Origin of the sequence: Pseudomonas sp. SWRI154 (genome assembly GCF_014268645.1) — a bacterium.
Taxonomy (GTDB): Bacteria; Pseudomonadota; Gammaproteobacteria; order Pseudomonadales; family Pseudomonadaceae; genus Aquipseudomonas; species Aquipseudomonas marvdashtae.
Genome location: NZ_JABWQW010000010.1, coordinates 1 through 16017, shown reverse-complemented (window position 1 = coordinate 16017; position 16017 = coordinate 1). Strand labels below are relative to the sequence as shown.

20 protein-coding genes are annotated in these 16017 nt (G+C 60.1%); 6 read left to right on the top strand and 14 right to left on the bottom strand.

Annotated elements, in window-relative coordinates; all coding sequences use genetic code 11:
- Positions 1-3: 3 nt before the first annotated feature.
- The 10 genes from HU806_RS11250 to soxR form a co-directional block, all read right to left on the bottom strand.
- Entirely contained in the window at positions 4-897 is an 894-nt protein-coding gene (locus HU806_RS11250; RefSeq protein WP_186611449.1) for a metal ABC transporter substrate-binding protein, read from the bottom strand.
- On the bottom strand, positions 898-1797 hold the full coding sequence (locus HU806_RS11245; protein WP_186611448.1) for a metal ABC transporter permease: 900 nt from the start codon (positions 1795-1797) through the stop codon (positions 898-900).
- Positions 1794-2549 carry a metal ABC transporter ATP-binding protein gene (locus HU806_RS11240; RefSeq protein WP_186611447.1) on the bottom strand — a complete coding sequence of 252 codons (756 nt, stop codon included), beginning with the start codon at positions 2547-2549 and terminating at the stop codon, positions 1794-1796. Before HU806_RS11240 ends, HU806_RS11245 begins: the two co-directional genes overlap by 4 nt.
- Positions 2546-3475, bottom strand: a complete 930-nt coding sequence (locus HU806_RS11235; protein ID WP_186611446.1) for a metal ABC transporter solute-binding protein, Zn/Mn family — start codon at positions 3473-3475, stop codon at positions 2546-2548. The genes HU806_RS11240 and HU806_RS11235 overlap by 4 nt, the downstream gene beginning before the upstream one ends.
- Positions 3476-3510: 35 nt before the next feature.
- Positions 3511-4086 carry a DUF6162 family protein gene (locus HU806_RS11230; RefSeq protein ID WP_186611445.1) on the bottom strand — a complete coding sequence of 192 codons (576 nt, stop codon included), beginning with the start codon at positions 4084-4086 and terminating at the stop codon, positions 3511-3513.
- Positions 4083-4409 carry a hypothetical protein gene (locus tag HU806_RS11225; RefSeq protein ID WP_186611444.1) on the bottom strand — a complete coding sequence of 109 codons (327 nt, stop codon included), beginning with the start codon at positions 4407-4409 and terminating at the stop codon, positions 4083-4085. The genes HU806_RS11230 and HU806_RS11225 overlap by 4 nt, the downstream gene beginning before the upstream one ends.
- The gene (locus HU806_RS11220; protein ID WP_186611443.1) at positions 4406-4948 is read right to left on the bottom strand and encodes a PA2404 family protein; all 543 of its coding nucleotides are present in this window, start codon (positions 4946-4948) and stop codon (positions 4406-4408) included. Before HU806_RS11220 ends, HU806_RS11225 begins: the two co-directional genes overlap by 4 nt.
- A complete protein-coding gene (locus tag HU806_RS11215) occupies positions 4945-6159 on the bottom strand; it encodes a PepSY-associated TM helix domain-containing protein (protein WP_186611442.1) in 1215 nt (404 codons plus the stop codon). The genes HU806_RS11220 and HU806_RS11215 overlap by 4 nt, the downstream gene beginning before the upstream one ends.
- 223 nt (positions 6160-6382) lie before the next feature.
- A complete protein-coding gene (locus HU806_RS11210) occupies positions 6383-6844 on the bottom strand; it encodes a VOC family protein (RefSeq protein WP_186611441.1) in 462 nt (153 codons plus the stop codon).
- Between the two features lie 106 nt (positions 6845-6950).
- On the bottom strand, positions 6951-7406 hold the full coding sequence (gene soxR / locus HU806_RS11205) for a redox-sensitive transcriptional activator SoxR (RefSeq protein ID WP_186611601.1): 456 nt from the start codon (positions 7404-7406) through the stop codon (positions 6951-6953).
- 91 nt (positions 7407-7497) lie between these two features.
- On the opposite strand from soxR, the gene HU806_RS11200 reads away from it, so the two are divergent.
- The 5 genes from HU806_RS11200 (at position 7498) to HU806_RS11180 (ending at position 12143) form a co-directional block, all read left to right on the top strand.
- Entirely contained in the window at positions 7498-7911 is a 414-nt protein-coding gene (locus tag HU806_RS11200; RefSeq protein WP_186611440.1) for an antibiotic biosynthesis monooxygenase, read from the top strand.
- A gap of 68 nt (positions 7912-7979) precedes the next feature.
- Positions 7980-8246, top strand: a complete 267-nt coding sequence (locus HU806_RS11195; protein ID WP_186611439.1) for a hypothetical protein — start codon at positions 7980-7982, stop codon at positions 8244-8246.
- 98 nt (positions 8247-8344) lie between these two features.
- Positions 8345-8959, top strand: coding sequence for a LysE family translocator (locus HU806_RS11190; RefSeq protein WP_186611438.1), 615 nt, complete (start codon positions 8345-8347; stop codon positions 8957-8959).
- Positions 8960-9119: 160 nt separating this feature from the next.
- Complete coding sequence (locus HU806_RS11185) at positions 9120-10286, top strand: cysteine desulfurase family protein (protein ID WP_186611437.1); 1167 nt, start codon at positions 9120-9122, stop codon at positions 10284-10286.
- Between the two features lie 48 nt (positions 10287-10334).
- On the top strand, positions 10335-12143 hold the full coding sequence (locus HU806_RS11180) for an aminopeptidase P family protein (protein WP_186611436.1): 1809 nt from the start codon (positions 10335-10337) through the stop codon (positions 12141-12143).
- A gap of 10 nt (positions 12144-12153) precedes the next feature.
- Here the strand turns inward: HU806_RS11180 and HU806_RS11175 are convergent, their stop codons facing one another.
- Both HU806_RS11175 and HU806_RS11170 read right to left on the bottom strand, forming a co-directional pair.
- A complete protein-coding gene (locus tag HU806_RS11175; RefSeq protein ID WP_186611435.1) occupies positions 12154-12744 on the bottom strand; it encodes a 2-hydroxychromene-2-carboxylate isomerase in 591 nt (196 codons plus the stop codon).
- A gap of 36 nt (positions 12745-12780) precedes the next feature.
- Positions 12781-13509, bottom strand: coding sequence for an SDR family oxidoreductase (locus tag HU806_RS11170; RefSeq protein WP_186611434.1), 729 nt, complete (start codon positions 13507-13509; stop codon positions 12781-12783).
- Between the two features lie 89 nt (positions 13510-13598).
- Here HU806_RS11170 and HU806_RS11165 point away from each other — a divergent pair, with 89 nt between their 5' ends.
- On the top strand, positions 13599-14168 hold the full coding sequence (locus HU806_RS11165) for a TetR/AcrR family transcriptional regulator (protein WP_186611433.1): 570 nt from the start codon (positions 13599-13601) through the stop codon (positions 14166-14168).
- A 7-nt stretch (positions 14169-14175) separates the two neighbouring features.
- Here the strand turns inward: HU806_RS11165 and HU806_RS11160 are convergent, their stop codons facing one another.
- On the bottom strand, positions 14176-14457 hold the full coding sequence (locus tag HU806_RS11160; protein WP_186611432.1) for a hypothetical protein: 282 nt from the start codon (positions 14455-14457) through the stop codon (positions 14176-14178).
- A 166-nt stretch (positions 14458-14623) separates the two neighbouring features.
- The gene (rhtA, locus tag HU806_RS11155; protein ID WP_186611431.1) at positions 14624-15511 is read right to left on the bottom strand and encodes a threonine/homoserine exporter RhtA; all 888 of its coding nucleotides are present in this window, start codon (positions 15509-15511) and stop codon (positions 14624-14626) included.
- Positions 15512-16017 lie beyond the last annotated feature (506 nt).

Here is a 16017-nt window from a genome sequence, read left to right as displayed (position 1 = left end):
TCGTCATGCCTTGGTCAGCGCCGCGACGACCAGCTCCACATTGCTTTCCAGTTCCGCCACCGGATCGGCGCTGTCGGTACTCAATACCCGTAACTGACTCCCGGCTTCGGCAATGGCCGCTTTCAACGCATCCGACGGCTGGCGGTGATGGAGCACCAGTGCCACGTCGTTTTCTTTCAGCGTTGCGGTCAACTGCTTGAGGGCTTCGGCGGTCCATTCGGCGTCGGGCCGGGCATCGGTGCCGATTGCGTCCAGATTCAGTCCGCTGATCAGATAACCTAAATGTTCGCTCAGGCTGAGCACGCTCAGGTTGTCAGCGCCGGCGAGGCGTTTCTCGCTGTCGGCGCTGAGCTTGAGCAGGCGTTGCTTGAGCGCCGCCAGGTTGGCATCGATTTTTGTTTTGTCCGCCGGGGCCAGGCGCACAAGGTCGGCGGCAATCACGTCGGCCATGCGGCCCAGGTTATGGCTGGCCATCCACGGTTGGCTCGCCAGGCCATCGGCCATGCCCGGTTGCACGGCGATACCGGGCAGGGCGCCGTCCACCGGGCGCGCCGCGTCGACCTCGACGATGCGGATATTGCTGCGCCGGGCCATGGGGTATAGCGGATCGTCCGGCCACAACGAGCGCAGGCCTATCACTGCGTCGGCGTCGCTGGCCAGTTTGCTCAAGGCCGGCGCGCCACGGCCGCTGAAGTAGGCACTCTGGCGGGTTCCGGGCAGGTTGGCGGGCGCGGCCCGCTCCAGGCTGACCTTGGTGCCTTTGAGCAAGGTCTCGCTCAACCCATAGGTGACCGGCAATGACGCCAGCAGACGGAGCTTTTCGTCGGCGAAAGACGAGGTGACAGCCATGCCGCATAACGCGACGGCCAGGGTCAATTGTCGCAATGAAAAAACCATTTATCCAAGATTCCCTTTGAGGCTGGGGACGACACCACGGGCGATGGCGCTCAGGGCGAAAGCGATGCCGGCCACCAAAATGATCGCGGCACCGGACGGGATCGGCAGGTCGAACACAATCGGCGCGAGAATCCCGCACAAGGTGCTGACGGTGGCGATCAGCACGGAACACCAGAAAAAGCCTTTCAACGATTGGCTGAGCAAGCGCGCCGCCGCCGCCGGAATCACCAGCAACGCGCCCACCAGAATGGCGCCGATGACCTTTACCGCCGCCACGGTGATCAGCGTCACCAACACCACGAACAGATAATCCAGCGTCTTGACCGCCACCCCGCGAACCGCCGCCAGTTGCGGGTTGAAGCTGGCGAGCATGATCCGGTTGTACAACGGCAGCGCCAGGGCCATCACCAGCGAGCCGACCACCGCCAGCACCACGAGGTCGTTGCCATTGACCGTGAGCACCGAGCCGAACAACACGTTTTCCAGGATGTGCACGTTGATCTTGCCCGCCAGGATCAACAGCAGGCTGGCGCCCAGGGCCAGGGACACCGAAAGGAAGACGCCGATCAGGGTGTCCGGTGCCAGGCCGGTGCGATTGCGCAAGTAATTGAGCAAGATGCCAAACAACAGGCAGTAGCCGAACAGGCTGCCGTAGGGCCCGGTGTAGGGTTCGCCGAGCAGGATACCGATGGCCACGCCAGTCAGCGCCGCATGGCCCACCGCCTCGGAGAAAAACGCGAAGCGCTTGACCACTACCAGCGTGCCAAGGCCGCCCAGCACCGGCCCGATCAATAGCCCGGCCAGCAAGGCATTGACCACGAATCCATAGGCCAGCGCCTCGGGCAGATAACCGGACGACGCCCAGCCCTGGATCATCAAGCGAAAGGCTTCGTAACTCATCCTGCGGCGCTCCCGTTCGTGCGTGGATGGGTGGAAAACAGCGTCAGCAGGCGTTCCGGTGTCAGGGTCTGGCGCGGCGGGCCATCGAACAGTACGCGGCGATTCAGGCCGGTGACGCGGTCAGCCAGGCGCCCGACGGCTTCCAGGTCGTGTTCGATCCACAGCACCGTGATCCCGGCAAGGCGCCAGTCCTGTAGCAATTTTTCAAACACCTGGATGCCTGCCTCGTCCAGCGCCGACATCGGTTCATCCAGCACCAGCAATTGCGGTGAAGGAATCAGCCCCTGGGCCAACAACACCCGCTGGCGTTCGCCGCCGGACAGCGCGCCCATGCGCCGCTTGCGCTTGTCCTGCATTCCGACCCGCTCCAGGGCCTGGCCGATGGCGCCAGCGTAGTGTTTGCTCAGGCCGAGAAAGGCTGGCCGCCGCTGACACATCGCCGCCATGAAATCATCCACGGTCATGGGCAAGCCCCGGTCGAACTCCAATGCCTGGGGCACGTAGCCGATCACCCCAGGCTCGCCCGGCCATTGCAGGCTCAAGCGGCCCTGATGCGGCATCTGCCCGAGCAAGGTCTTGATCAGCGAACTCTTGCCGCCACCGTTGGGCCCGACCAGCGCATGGATGCTGCCCGGTTGTACCTGGAATGCCACGCTGTCGAGAATCGTGGTGCGACCCAGGTTGAGACCGATGTCGGCGAACTCGATCAGGGGGCCGGCGTGTGGCTGGATAACGGTTTGCTGGACGGTCATGCGCCGGACTCCTGGATCGCTCGGACTACCGTGTCGAGGTTGCCGGTCATCTCCTTTTCGTACTTCTCGGCGCTGTAGTCGCCGTACGAGATGTGCGAGAGCGGGTAGAGCTTCACCCCCGATTCACGCTGGATGGTGTCGACGTAGGTAGATGGGAAGTCCATCTCCGAGAAGATCACTTTCACGTCCAACTCACGCAGTTGGTCGATGGTCTTTTTCAATTGGCTGGGGCTGGGCTCGATGCCGTGGGCGGGCTCGACCACGGCGGTGACTTCCAGGCCGAATTCGCGCAACAGGTAGTCGTAGGCGGCGTGCACTGTGGCGACCCGCAGTTCGGCGTTCGGCGCCTGGGTCAGCTTTGCCAGGGCGGCGGCACGCATCTGCCGCAGGCGCTTGCCATAGGCGCGGGCGTTCTGCGTATAGGCCTTGGCATTGTCCGGGTCGAGCTTGCCCAATTCCCGGGCGATGTTGTTGACCTGGGCGATGGACGCGCTGATGGACAGGAAAGTGTGTGGGTTCACGACCTTGCCCGCGCCTCGTGCGGCGGTGCCGGTGGCGGCCAGCAAGGGTACGTTTTCGTTGGCCTCTATGACCTTGACGTCCGGGGTTTCGCTGGCGGCGATCATGCGGTCGGCGAAATCGTCGTGGCCTACGCCGTTGAGCACGATCACGTCCAGGCCGCCGATGCGCTTGATGTCTTGCGCGCGGGGTTCATAGGCGTGAGGGTTGAAACCCGCCGGGATCAACGGCACCACTTCGGCCTTGTCGCCGACGATGTTGGCTACGTAGCTGTAATAAGGGTGCAAGGTGATGCCGATGCGCAGGCGCTTGGGTGTTTCGGCGCTCGCCAGTGGGGCGACCAGGCAAGCGAGCAGGCCGATCAATAGCAGGCGCAGCAAGGGGCGGCGTTGAAATGCAATAGGCATGGGCAAACGGTCTTCTCTCGAAAAAAAACGTGGAGTCAGTGCCGGTGCTGACGGGTTACGCCGGCATCGAATTGCGCGACGATCTGTTGCCAGCCGGCGGCGGACAAGGCGGCGTCGTCCAGTGCCGCGGGAGCCGTCGGAGAGTTGTTGCGGTTAAGCCAGATGTCCGGGGCGGCATCGGACGCTTCGCTGATGCGCATCAGAAAGGAGCCTGAGACCGATGGACTCGTGCTCGCGCCGAAGTAGGCTTGTCCGTCCAACAGTTGCCAGGCGTGGTCGCCTCGACTGACGGAACTGGCGTCGTGGGCGAACGGCGCAAAACCTTCGTCGGCCAAGGCTTGCGGGCCGGGGAGGGCTTGCTCGCTTTCGCGCAGAAGGCGGATCTCATCCAGCGTCACCCGCAGGTCGGCATAGATGCCTTGCTCGGCGGCGCTGAGGTCGCGGCGAGCATCCAGTTGATAGCTCTCCAGACGCGCGACGTCCTGGGTTTCCCCGTGCCAAGCCACGACCGAGCCGGCGCCCAATACGATAACCAGGCACAGCAGCAACACGTAGAGCGTTTCATGGCCGGCCCCGGCGGGGCGGATGACTTGGGTTGTAGGTGCGCTCATGGGGCCTCGATGTCGGCTTGGTCGATTTCCACTACGTGGCCGGGACCTGCGTCGAAGAGCACGTAGAATTCGGCGTTCGGCTTTTTGAAGGTCAGGGTCGAGTCGGCGCCGAGCTTGCCGGGGACCAGGATGGTTTCGTCGTAGCCGATGACGTCCAGCGTCACCCCTGGGGCGCCGCTGCCGTCGGAAAAACCGCCCGTGCATTGGATCTGTTCGGCGTCGATGGCCTTGCATTCGCACATCGGGTTGTGGGCCAGTGCGCTGGTGCTCAAGCCTGCGCAGAGCAGCAGCGCCAGGCTGTTGAAAGAGGCGCGGAGGGTCATGGACGGGCTCCTTGGGATTTCAACCAGGCGACGGTGGCCGGGGAGGCCTGGCTCAGGGGAATGGAAGCTTGATGCATCGAACCGTCCCAGCCTTCAAGGGTGATCCACAGTTCGGCGTCTGGCTGGGTCTTTTTCGGCACTGGCAGCAGGGCGCCCATGCGATACGGCGAGCCGAAGAAAATCACCCCGGCGGCCCGCAGGCTGCGCGGTTTACCGATGCGCAAGTAGGTGGCCTTGACCTGGCTGATGCAGCGCTGGCAGAGGGCGGCATTGAAGTGTTTCATCGGGCCGGCGGGCCCCTGGGTGCGAGGCGCTTCATTGCGAAACTCCGCCAGGCGTAGGCTCCACGGCCCGACCTGGACCTCGCCGACTTCACGCTCGCCAAGCCCCCCGTCTCCTCGGAACAGAGCCGCTTCTGAGAAATACTTAGGCATGAAACCCAGGGGAATCAACAGCAACAAGACGTTGAGGTGGAAACGCCATTTGTGCCAGAACTGGCCCAGGCGTGAGGGTGATGTCGTCGTGGTGGACGGGTTCACAGGTTGCCCTCCGGCGAGTCACGGTGCGAGGACGGCTGCAATAAAGGCGCGGCCAAGGCCTGTCGTGCGGGTTTCTGGCTGCGCTTGAAGGCGTTGGCGGTCGCCAGGGCCGTGCGTTTGGTCCAGATCAACAGGCCGCTGAGGACCATCAGGCTCAGGACCAGGCCAAAGAAGAACCAGATGAGCTTGATCCATAGTCCGCCGAAATCCCCGGTGTGCAACGGGCGCATCGATTCGGTGACGAATTCCAGCGCGGTACGGTCCGACAACAAGCGCGAGGCGTCCACGTCACCGTTGTAGGGATTGATAGTCGCGGTCTGGAACATCAGCGGATACCAGCCGCGACCGCCGATTTCCAGATGGCTGTAGGCGTTGAAGGGCAGGCTGACGAAGCTCGCCTCCAGCCCTGGGATTCGCTGCTGGGCGATTTCGATGGCGCGATCCAGGCTCAGCTGTGGCGGCGGCACGCCATCGGCCGAGAGCGGAACGCTTTCGCGGGCCACTACCGCGACGACCGGTGCACTGGAGATGGAAATCCCGTTGTCGGCGAGCGCGGCCTCGATCAGGAACCAGACGCCAGTGATGGAAATGACCGCAATGAACCAGATCGACCAGATGCCGCTGAGCCGATGGAAGTCCCCCCAGAAAATACGGGCGCCGTGACGGATGCGCAGGGTCGGACGGAAGAAACCCTTCCAGAAACGCTTGTAGACCACCAGCCCGGTCACCAGGGACGCGAGCAGCGGCAGGCCGAGGAAAGACACCAGGTACCAGCCCCAGCTGTAACCGTTGGTGAATGGCACCAGCCACCATCCATGCAGTGCACGTGTAAAGGCCCTGAAGTTGAACGCCGGGGCCGATCCCTGGATGACGCCGCTGTAGGGATTTACGTAGACGGTGTCAGGGCGACCGTCGGGGTAGGTGACCTTGGCCTCCAGGGCGAAATGCGATTCTTCCGGACGCACGATGCTTTGCACTTGGGTCAGCGGTTGGGCCTGCTTGATGGCGGCAATCACCTGGTCGTAGCTGAGCAGCGGGGCATCGTCCGAGGGCTCGCTGGCGCGCATTTCAGGGTTCACCAGCCAGACAATCTCCTGGCTGACCACCGCCAGGGTGCCGGTGACGCAAACTATCAGGACGAAGAACCAGATGGGCAGCGCCAGCCAGCTATGAACCAGGAACCAGAGTTTTGAACGGGATTTCTTGGACATGATTGGGCGTCTTGATTCGATGAAAGGTTCTGTGTCACGGGCTTCGTAACGCCATGAACCCTGGGAAAACAGACCGTGGCTTTTGCCGACGCGGCCTGCTGCATCTAATTAAGACGAATGAGCGAGCGAAATCCCGAAAGAGAAGATGAAAGAAAATGTTTCGCGTTTACTGTTCATGACTTTTTGGCGAGGAAGTTCCCTCGCCAAAAAGGCTTTGGACCAGTCAGCCCTGCTGTTGGAACATCTCCCTGGCTCGCTGCTCGATCTGTTCCTGGCTCAGATCCTCCTTGTGCGTCGCCAGGAACCACAGATGCCCGAAGGGATCTTTCAGGGTCCCGGTGCGATCACCATAAAATTGATCCTTGACCTCGGAAATCACTGTGCCTCCGGCTTCAATCGCTTGGGTGAAGGCACTGTCCACGTCTTCGACATATAAATGCAGTCCCACCGAGGGCGATCGGTCCGGGTTGCTCAGCGGGCCCTGATCGCAAGGCGTGCCGAGCATGATCGGATAACCGTTGATTCGCAGCTCGGCATGTCCGATACCCCCATCGGGCATGGCCAGGCGCATCACCTCCGTGGCGTTGAAGGCATTTTTATAGAAATCGATGGCTTCGGCGGCTTTTTGAATGCCCAGGTAGGGCGTGATGCTGTGGAAACCTTCCGGAATCGCTTTGACGCCCATGACGCTTCTCCTTGGTTGTTATGGGAGGCGAAGAAAGTCTTCGTCGATTTGCGCTCACCCACTATAGGCCGGCCATCGCGGCTGGGCTCATGTCCCGACGAACGCCTCAAGGTTCGTCCAGCAAATGCGCCCCAGGTCCAAGCTTGCCTAATACGTCGCCATGATTGCGCAGCGGGCAACTCTCCATTGATAGACAACCGCAGCCGATACAACCGTTGAGCCGGTCGCGCAGCGCGACCAGTTGATTGATGCGCTCATCTAGGTTCCGGCCCCACTGCGCCGACAAAACCTTCCAGTCGGTCGCCGTTGGTGCGCGGTTGTCCGGGAGGTTCTTCAATGCCTCGCCAATTTCCGCCAGAGGAATACCCAGGCGCTGGGCGACCTTGATCAGCGCCACGCGCCGCAGGACTTCGCGAGGGTAGCGACGCTGATTGCCCGTGTTGCGGGTACTTTTGATCAGGCCCTTGGATTCATAAAAATGGAGCGCCGTGACTGCCACGCCGCTGCGGGCGGCGACTTGGCCGACAGTAAGTTGCTTGTGAATATTGAGAGGTGCTGGCAACTGAATCACCGCTTGACCTTGACTTAACTAGAGGTTTTACCCTGCAGACCTTCGGATCGCAAGATTCGCCTTACGTGGACGGGGACCTTTCATGCAATCGCCAAGTAATAACCGCAGTTTCACGCAACTGATCGAATTCGATATCGAGCCGCAGTCGCTGCAGGCGCTGGTAATCGCCCTGACGAAGCAGACCGAGCGTCTGGCCCGTGACCACCTGGGCTTCCTCAGTGCCAGTATCCAGGCCAGCGACGACGGCCGGCGGGTACTCAATTATTTGCAATGGCAAACCCGCGAAGCGGGTGAGGCGGCGTTTCGAAGTTTCGAAAACGGCGAGGAGAATTTCTGGCAGTTGATTCAGGCGCACCGGGCCAAAGCGGTGACGTTCGGCTCGTTCCAGGTACTGCACGACATCGAGCGCAGCCTGGACAACGCGCTGCAGTGCCGGTGGCTCAGGCAAGCGCAACGAGAAATCCGAGAGGGCGATACCCACTATCAAAACCGTTGATTTCTGCCGTGCCGGGGCGGCGGGTAGCCTTTGTTCATCGCCCAACTCCAGAACATCGGACACCCGCCATGAATCGTATCCTTGCTGTCTTGCTGCTGTTGACTGTCACCGTATTGAGCGGTTGCGCCAGCTCTTCGCCGGAGCTGCGTCCCTACACCGCCGAGGAATCTCGCGAGTTGGCCCTTGAAGCCTTGAATCGCCGCGGCCTTTCGTTTGACGAATACCATGCGAAAAAAGCCGAACTGCTTGGACCTTCGCAGAAAAATGTCGGCTTTGATGAGCGTGGCGAAATGAATGCCGAGCAGACCGTCCAATTGCCTGGCCGGCCAAGCTGAGGGACTGTACCGCTCGAAGTTTTGCCTAACTGTCCATGGGTTTGCGCCGGGACGTGGGGTAGGGTCACTAGCTGACTGCCCCGACGGATTGACCTGGCATGACCCTCTCGCTTGACCTGCTGCTGGGCTTCGCCCTGTTTGCCCTCGTGACCTCGATCACGCCAGGCCCCAACAACACCATGTTGCTGGCCTCGGGTGTCAATTTCGGTTTCAACCGCACCATTCCTCACATGCTGGGCATCACCTGCGGGTTCTTTTCCCTGGTGTTGGCGGTGGGCCTTGGCCTGGGCGCGGTGTTCCAGGCCTACCCGCTGCTCTACACCGTGCTGCGCTACGTCGGCGCGGCGTATCTGATGTACCTGGCGTGGAAGATCGCTCATTCCGGTCCTGTTTCTGACAGTGGAACCGGGGACAACAAGCCGATCAGCTATTGGGGCGCGGCGGCGTTCCAATGGGTCAATCCCAAGGCCTGGATCATGGCCATCGGTGCCATCAGTACCTACACGCCTCTGCAAGGCTACTTTTTCAACGTGGTGGTGATCGCGACGGTGTTTGCCCTCATCAATCTGCCAAGTGTCAGCTTGTGGGTGGTTTGCGGCAGCCTGTTGCGCAATTTGTTGCGTGATCATCGATGGCTGCGCCTGTTCAACTGGGGCATGGCGCTGCTGTTGGTCGCATCGCTGTATCCGTTGTTGCTCGAAAGCGTGAGCTGAGGGCTGAGCTTCGACGCGATGCCTGCTAAGCTCGCTTTTCCAGGAGCGTTCCTACGCACTTTTAAACGAAGTCCGACTTCTTTAAGGTCTTGATCAGGTATAGCTTGTCTCGAACCCAACGAGGGCATCCTGATCCCGGAGCAGGCTCTGCGAGTTTCTTATGAATAAGCGTCCTTTGTATTTCGATTATGCCGCCACTACGCCGGTGGATGAGCGAGTCATCCAGGTCATGGTCCAGTGCCTGGGGTTTGACGGTAATTTTGGCAATCCGGCTTCCAGCTCCCATGCCTTCGGACAGGAGGCCCGGCGTTCCGTGGAACAGGCGCGCGTGCAGGTGGCCCACTTGGTTGGGGCTCAACCCGGGCAGATCGTCTGGACGTCCGGCGCCACCGAATCCAACAACCTGGCCATCAAAGGCGTGGCCCAGATGCGCGGTGCGTGCGCAGGCCATGTCATCACCAGCCTGATCGAACACAAGGCGGTTCTCGACACCGTCAGGCAGCTCGAGGAAAGTGGCGTCGCGGTGACCTGGCTGGCGCCGGACGCCGATGGACTGATCAGTCCGCAAGCGGTTCGCGAGGCGTTGCGTGACGACACATTCCTGGTGTCGCTGATGCTGGTGAACAATGAGTTGGGCACCCTCAATGATGCCGTCGCCATCGGCGAAATCGTTCGCGAGCATGGCGCGCTATTCCACATGGACGCGGCCCAGGGCGCCGGCAAGGTGGGCATCGACCTGGCCCGGTGGCCGGTGGACCTGATGTCTTTTTCCGCGCACAAGATCTACGGCCCCAAGGGCATCGGCGCGCTTTATGTCGGTGATCGCGCGCGGACGCACCTGTCGGCCCAGATCCATGGTGGAGGTCATGAAGGTGGCTTGCGCTCCGGTACCCTGGCCACCCACCAGATTGCAGCGATGGGCGCGGCATTCGAACTGGCGGCGCAGTTCTTTGATGAAGAACTCGCCAAAATCACTCGGTTGCGCAATCGTTTGCTTGAGCCGCTGCTGGCGTTGCCCGGTGTATGTATAAATGGCAGTGCGAACCGCCGGATCCCTCACACACTGAGCGTTACTTTCAACGAAGGCGAATTCAACCCGGCGACGCTGGGCGCATCGATTGCATTTTCCGCGACCTCGGCCTGCAACTCGGCGCAGAACACCCCGTCCCACGTGCTCCTTGCCCTCGGGCACGATGCGCGTGCGGCCGGGCGGACCATCCGCTTGAGCCTTGGTCGCTTTACCAGCGAGCAGGATGTCGATGAGGCCGTGCGGTTGATCAAGGTAGCCTGCACGGCTGCGCCGGCTTTCTGGGCGGCAGCGCCCTGAGCCGAACGTGTTTGGCATCGAACAATAAATTGATTAGCAGGAGTAATGATGAGCACCCAGCCTTTGACCGCGGGACAGATTCCCCAGCGCCTGGCCCGAATCCGCCAATTGATGAGCGAGGAGGGCGTTCACGCGCTGCTGGTTCCATCAGCCGACCCGCATCTATCCGAGTATCTGCCGGGCTACTGGCAAGGGCGCCAATGGTTGTCGGGCTTCCATGGCTCGGTCGGTACCTTGATCGTCACTGCGGATTTCGCCGGGGTCTGGGCCGACAGTCGTTATTGGGAGCAGGCCACACAGGAGCTGGAGGGCAGCGGCATCGAGCTGGTCAAACTCATTCCCGGCCAGCCTGGCCCATTGGATTGGCTGGGCGAGCAGACGCCTGAAGGCGGCGTGGTTGCAGTTGACGGTGCGGTGATGGCCGTGGCGTCGGCCCGAACGTTGAGCAGCAAGCTTGAGTCGCGTGGCGCGCGATTGCGTACTGATATCGACCTGCTTCAGCAGGCCTGGACCGATCGCCCGGAACTGCCTGGTCAACCGGTGTACGCTCACCTCCCACCACAAGCGACGGCCAGCCGTGTCGAGAAGCTTGCCAAGCTGCGGGAATCTCTCAAGGAACGCGGCGCCGATTGGCATTTCATCGCCACGCTGGACGACATCGCCTGGCTGTTCAACCTGCGCGGCGCGGATGTGTCGTTCAATCCTGTATTCGTTTCCTTTGCCTTGATCAGCCAACAGCGGGCAACACTGTTTGTCGCCCTGGGCAAAATCGATGCATCGCTGCGTGCCCTCCTCGAACAGGATGGCGTGACGTTGCGCGACTACAGCGAGGCCGCGGCCGCTTTGCGTGAAGTGCCGAGCGACGCGAGCTTGCAAGTTGATCCGGCGCGGGTCACGGTCGGATTGCTGGACAACCTCAACAGCGGCGTGAAGCTGGTCGAAGGGCTCAATCCCACGACACTGGCCAAATCGCGCAAAAGCCTGGCCGATGCCGAGCACATTCGTCTAGCCATGGAGCAGGACGGGGCGGCACTCTGCGAATTCTTCGCCTGGCTGGAGAATGCCTGGGGCCGCGAACGCATCACCGAGCTGACCATCGATGAGCACCTGACCGCAGCGCGCAAGCGTCGGCCGGATTTTATTTCCCTGAGCTTCAATACCATCGCAGCGTTCAATGCCAATGGCGCGATGCCGCATTATCACGCGACGGAAGAAGCGCACGCGGTTATTGAAGGCGATGGTTTGCTGCTGATCGATTCGGGTGGCCAATACCTTGGTGGTACCACGGACATCACGCGCATGGTGCCGGTCGGAACGCCGACACCAGAGCAGAAGCGAGATTGCACTCGTGTGCTCAAAGGCGTGATTGCCTTATCCCGGGCCAAATTTCCAAAGGGCATCCTGTCGCCCTTGCTGGATGCCATCGCCCGCGCGCCTATCTGGGCTGAACAGGTGGATTACGGCCATGGCACTGGCCACGGCGTCGGTTACTTCCTGAATGTTCACGAGGGACCGCAGGTCATTGCCTACCAGGCCGCCGCCACGCCACAAACGGCGATGCAGCCGGGCATGATCACATCCATCGAGCCAGGCACTTATCGTCCCGGTCGCTGGGGTGTGCGCATTGAGAACCTGGTGTTGAATCGCGAGGCGGGCAGCAGCGAGTTCGGTGATTTCCTTGAGTTTGAAACCCTGACTTTGTGCCCGATCGACACCCGTTGCCTGGAGCCGTCCCTGCTGACCCAGGATGAAAAAGACTGGTTCAACGGTTATCACGCCGAGGTCCAGCGTCGATTGAGCCCGTTGCTGGACGGCGACGCGTTGCAATGGCTGAATACCCGGACTGCGGCAATCTGAGGCGAAGGGATCAGCCAAGGGCTTCACGGACGAAGTCCAGCCGATCCTGGCCAAAAAACAGTTCTGCGCCCACGAACATGCTCGGGGCGCCGAACACCCCACGTCTAATAGCTTCTTGCGTGGTTGTCTTGAGCGCTTCCTTGATCTGTTCATCTGCGGTCAAGGCCAGCACATGATCAGGATCGAAACCGCCCTCGCTCAGGACCGCCGCCACGGTTGCCGGATCGTTCAGGTTGCGGGCATCGACCCACAATGCTCGGAACAGACAATCAACAAAAGCCTCGAAACGCTCGGGCTGGCGCAACTGCATGCCGGTCACGGCACGCATCAGCAGCAATGTGTTGATCGGGAAATAGGGATTGAGTTTGAAATCGACGCCGTAACGTTTGGCAAAGCGATTCAGATCCTTGAACAGGTAAGGACCTTTGGCTGGCACGGTCACCGGCGATGCGTTGCCCGTTGCCTTGAATACGCCACCGAGGAGCATCGGGCGGTAAATCAGTTTGCTGGCGGTTTGTGCGCAAAGCGCGGGTAATTGGGTATAGGCCAGATAGGTGGTCGGGCTGCCGAGATCGAAGAAAAATTCCACAGATTTATTCATCAGCATTGCTCTCTTATTGGTATAGGAAGGAGAGGGCTACCAGCGTTCGCTCCAGGGGCGCAGGTCCAGCTCGAAGGTCCAGGCATCGCGAGGCTGGGTGTGCAGATACCAATAATTTTCAGCAATGTGTCCGGGGTCGAGGATGCCGTCCTCATCCTTGGTTGCGTATTTTTCCGGGAAATTATTGCGAATGAAATCAGTGTCGATGGCGCCGTCGACCACCACATGAGCCACGTGGATATTCATCGGCCCCAGTTCACGCGCCATACTCTGGGCCAGCGCGCGTATGCCGTGCTTCGCCCCGGCAAACGCGGCGAACCCAGATGCGCCGCGCAATCCCGCCGTGGCCCCGGTGAACAGAATTGTTCCGCGCTGGCGCTTGACCATACGCTTGGCCACTTCTCGCGCGTTGAGAAAGCCTGAGAAACATGCCATCTCCCAGATCTTGAAATACTTGCGCGCTGTCTCTTCCAGGATGCTGCACGGCACGTTGGCGCCGATATTAAATACGAAGGCTTCGATCGGGCCGAGTTGAGTCTCGATTTGTTCGATCAATGCAATGACGTCGTCTTCCTTGCGCGCATCGCAGGCGAAACCGTGGGCTTCGCCGCCTTGGGCTCGAATGTCGTTGACCAACGGTTCGAGCTTGTCGGCGCTGCGACGCGTTACACATGCGACGAAACCTTCCTGGGCGAATCGCCTGGCTATGGCGCCGCCTGTGGCATCACCCGCACCGACAACCAGTACGACCTTCTTATTATTCATGATCAGTCCTGTAGGTAAACGATCGTTAGCTAAACGAACGTTATGCTAAGGTTCGGTGGACGTCAAGGTGAGTACCAAGGGGCAGGACGATGCGTTATTCAGCCAATCACAAGATGGAAACCCGGGAAAAGCTGCTCGTTAGCAGCGCCATGTCAGCCAAGAAGTCGGGTTTTTCGACGGTAGGGGTTGATGGTCTTATGAAGGCGATCGGATTAAGCGGCGGGGCGTTCTACAGTCACTTCTCATCCAAGGACGAGCTTTTCAAGGTCATTATCGAGCGAGAGCTCGCTCACAGCCTGGACCGTTTGAGCGGCGACGGGGTGATGGACTCAACGAAACTGCAACGTTGTCTCAAGCAGTACCTGAGCATGAGCCATGTCGAGCAACCCGAAGCAGGGTGCGCCTTGCCGGTACTGGGAGCCGAGATTGCGCGCTCGGATCTGGAGGTTCGTGAAGCGGCACAAGCGTGGATCTGCCGCCTGCACGAAAGTTGGGCGCAAATACTGGGAAGCAGCAGCCTTGCGTGGGCAATCCTGTCGCAATGCGTGGGAGCGTTGGTCGTCGCGCGAATGCTGGCGACACCCGAGGTCCAGCGCGATGTCCTCAAGTCCAGTCATGATGAAATCAGCCGCCGAATAGCCGAGCGGCCATCCGATTGACCTGCGCTTATTTGCAGATGACGATCATGCTGCGGCTGGTGTAGCCGGCGGGGTTGAGTCCGAAGGGATAATCCCCCGGTTCCTCGACGGCGTCGCCCGACTTGGCGATGACCTTGTAGTTTTTTGGGGCGCATGAATTGGCGGCGGTAGCAGCACACTGGTCCCAAGATGACGTCAGGCCAGAGCAATTGATGTGCAGGCCTTTCTTACCGCGTTTGATTTCGGTTTTCGATGTCGCCGCGCAGCCCGCAACCGCAAGTACGGCGATCAATATCAAAATTCGTTTCATTCCCGTCCTTATGCCGTCGTGGATCTTCTGTCTACGTACGGCTGCGTTCGCTTTCGCTTGAAGCGTTCATGACGTCCTGTATGAAAAAATCCATGTCTGGCATTAGGTTACGGGCCTAAACATGGCCTAAATGGCCGGTAAATACCAGAGCTATGTAAAAAACTGCTCAATCCGCCGCAACGGCGGGCTTTGCGGTATCGCCCATGGTCAGTGTCGCGCCGATCGAAGCGAGGATAATGCAGGTGATGGCGGTCCACTGGGCCAGGGACAGGTACTCTTGGAGGAATAACAGGCCCGACAACGCGCCGATCGCGGGCTCGACGCTCATAAGGGTTCCAAACGTACGCGCGGGGATCCGGGTCAGGGAAATCATTTCCAAGGTATAAGGCAGGGCAGTGGAGAGTATGGCGACTGCAATGGCGACCGGGATAAGACTTGGTGTAAGTAGCGCGGCCCCGGCATGGACGATGCCGATAGGGGCTACAAACAAGGCGGCGATCATGACGCCCAATGCCGCGGTTTGCACGCCGTTATCCGCTCCTGCCTTTTGGCCAAACAGAATGTATAGCGCCCAACACACGCCTGCTCCCAGGGCATAGCTGGCTCCGGTCATATCGATGCTGGCGCTGGCTGCTCCGGTTGGTATGAGTAACAGCAGTCCAATCAATGCCAGGGCAATCCAGAGGAAATCGATTGCTCGGCGAGAGGCGTAGATGGCAACGGCCAAGGGACCGGTAAACTCCAGTGCCACGGCAATGCCCAGTGGAACCGTGCGAAGCGACATATAGAAGAGGAAATTCATACCGCCCAGGGCCAATCCGTAGATGACCACGGTGCGCAGAGACTGGGCGGTGAGTTTGGCTCGCCAGGGTCGTAGCAACAGCAACATGATGAGGCTGGCAAAAATGAGCCGCAGCGTAGTGGTGCCTTGGGCGCCTACCACCGGGAACATGCTTTTGGCGAGGGAGGCTCCGGACTGGATGGATGCCATGGCTATGAGGAGCAGGGCAACCGGATATAGGGTAGCTACCAGGTTGCGATTGGGAGAAGTCATTACAGGGTGTCATCCAAGAAAAGGCGAGAAAGACTGGTTTGCGCAATATAGTGCGCATTTCAAACGATACCGTCTATATATAAGACGGATTGGAGCCATTTCGGTCTCGAGGCTGGAAAAGCGAAATAAAGGGTTGACGGAAAATCCTGGGTGTCTATAATTCGCCCCACTTCCGGCGCAGTCGAAACGGAAAACTCCTTGAGTTTCAATGAGTTAAGTAGGTTTCGATGTAGGCGGGCTTCAGTTCATCGAGGCACGGAAGGAGTGGATAGGGCGGTGTTGTTTGGCCCTGTCGACGATTCGATCCTCTCGGTCGAAAGCGGTGTAAAAGAGGTGTTGACAGCAGCGACTAACGCTGTAGAATTCGCCTCCCGCTAACGAGAGATCGAAAGCGCAAGTGGTTGAAGTTGATAAGGAAACTTTGAAAACTTCTAAAAATAACCGCTTGACAGATACACGGGGCGCTGTAGAATGCGCGCCTCGGTTGAGACGAAAGACTCAGCCAA

Excerpts from the sequence above, each read along its gene's own strand:
- HU806_RS11180 (WP_186611436.1), top strand. The coding sequence starts at position 10,335 with ATGAGCACCCAGCCTTTGACCGCGGGACAGATTCCCCAGCGCCTGGCC.
- HU806_RS11245 (WP_186611448.1), bottom strand. The coding sequence starts at position 1,797 with ATGAGTTACGAAGCCTTTCGCTTGATGATCCAGGGCTGGGCGTCGTCC.
- HU806_RS11230 (WP_186611445.1), bottom strand. The coding sequence starts at position 4,086 with ATGAGCGCACCTACAACCCAAGTCATCCGCCCCGCCGGGGCCGGCCAT.
- HU806_RS11215 (WP_186611442.1), bottom strand. The coding sequence starts at position 6,159 with ATGTCCAAGAAATCCCGTTCAAAACTCTGGTTCCTGGTTCATAGCTGG.
- HU806_RS11175 (WP_186611435.1), bottom strand. The coding sequence starts at position 12,744 with ATGAATAAATCTGTGGAATTTTTCTTCGATCTCGGCAGCCCGACCACC.
- HU806_RS11200 (WP_186611440.1), top strand. The coding sequence starts at position 7,498 with ATGCAATCGCCAAGTAATAACCGCAGTTTCACGCAACTGATCGAATTC.
- HU806_RS11185 (WP_186611437.1), top strand. The coding sequence starts at position 9,120 with ATGAATAAGCGTCCTTTGTATTTCGATTATGCCGCCACTACGCCGGTG.
- HU806_RS11250 (WP_186611449.1), bottom strand. The coding sequence starts at position 897 with ATGGTTTTTTCATTGCGACAATTGACCCTGGCCGTCGCGTTATGCGGC.
- HU806_RS11190 (WP_186611438.1), top strand. The coding sequence starts at position 8,345 with ATGACCCTCTCGCTTGACCTGCTGCTGGGCTTCGCCCTGTTTGCCCTC.
- HU806_RS11240 (WP_186611447.1), bottom strand. The coding sequence starts at position 2,549 with ATGACCGTCCAGCAAACCGTTATCCAGCCACACGCCGGCCCCCTGATC.
- HU806_RS11210 (WP_186611441.1), bottom strand. The coding sequence starts at position 6,844 with ATGGGCGTCAAAGCGATTCCGGAAGGTTTCCACAGCATCACGCCCTAC.
- rhtA (WP_186611431.1), bottom strand. The coding sequence starts at position 15,511 with ATGACTTCTCCCAATCGCAACCTGGTAGCTACCCTATATCCGGTTGCC.
- HU806_RS11165 (WP_186611433.1), top strand. The coding sequence starts at position 13,599 with ATGCGTTATTCAGCCAATCACAAGATGGAAACCCGGGAAAAGCTGCTC.
- HU806_RS11235 (WP_186611446.1), bottom strand. The coding sequence starts at position 3,475 with ATGCCTATTGCATTTCAACGCCGCCCCTTGCTGCGCCTGCTATTGATC.
- HU806_RS11160 (WP_186611432.1), bottom strand. The coding sequence starts at position 14,457 with ATGAAACGAATTTTGATATTGATCGCCGTACTTGCGGTTGCGGGCTGC.
- HU806_RS11225 (WP_186611444.1), bottom strand. The coding sequence starts at position 4,409 with ATGACCCTCCGCGCCTCTTTCAACAGCCTGGCGCTGCTGCTCTGCGCA.
- HU806_RS11195 (WP_186611439.1), top strand. The coding sequence starts at position 7,980 with ATGAATCGTATCCTTGCTGTCTTGCTGCTGTTGACTGTCACCGTATTG.
- HU806_RS11170 (WP_186611434.1), bottom strand. The coding sequence starts at position 13,509 with ATGAATAATAAGAAGGTCGTACTGGTTGTCGGTGCGGGTGATGCCACA.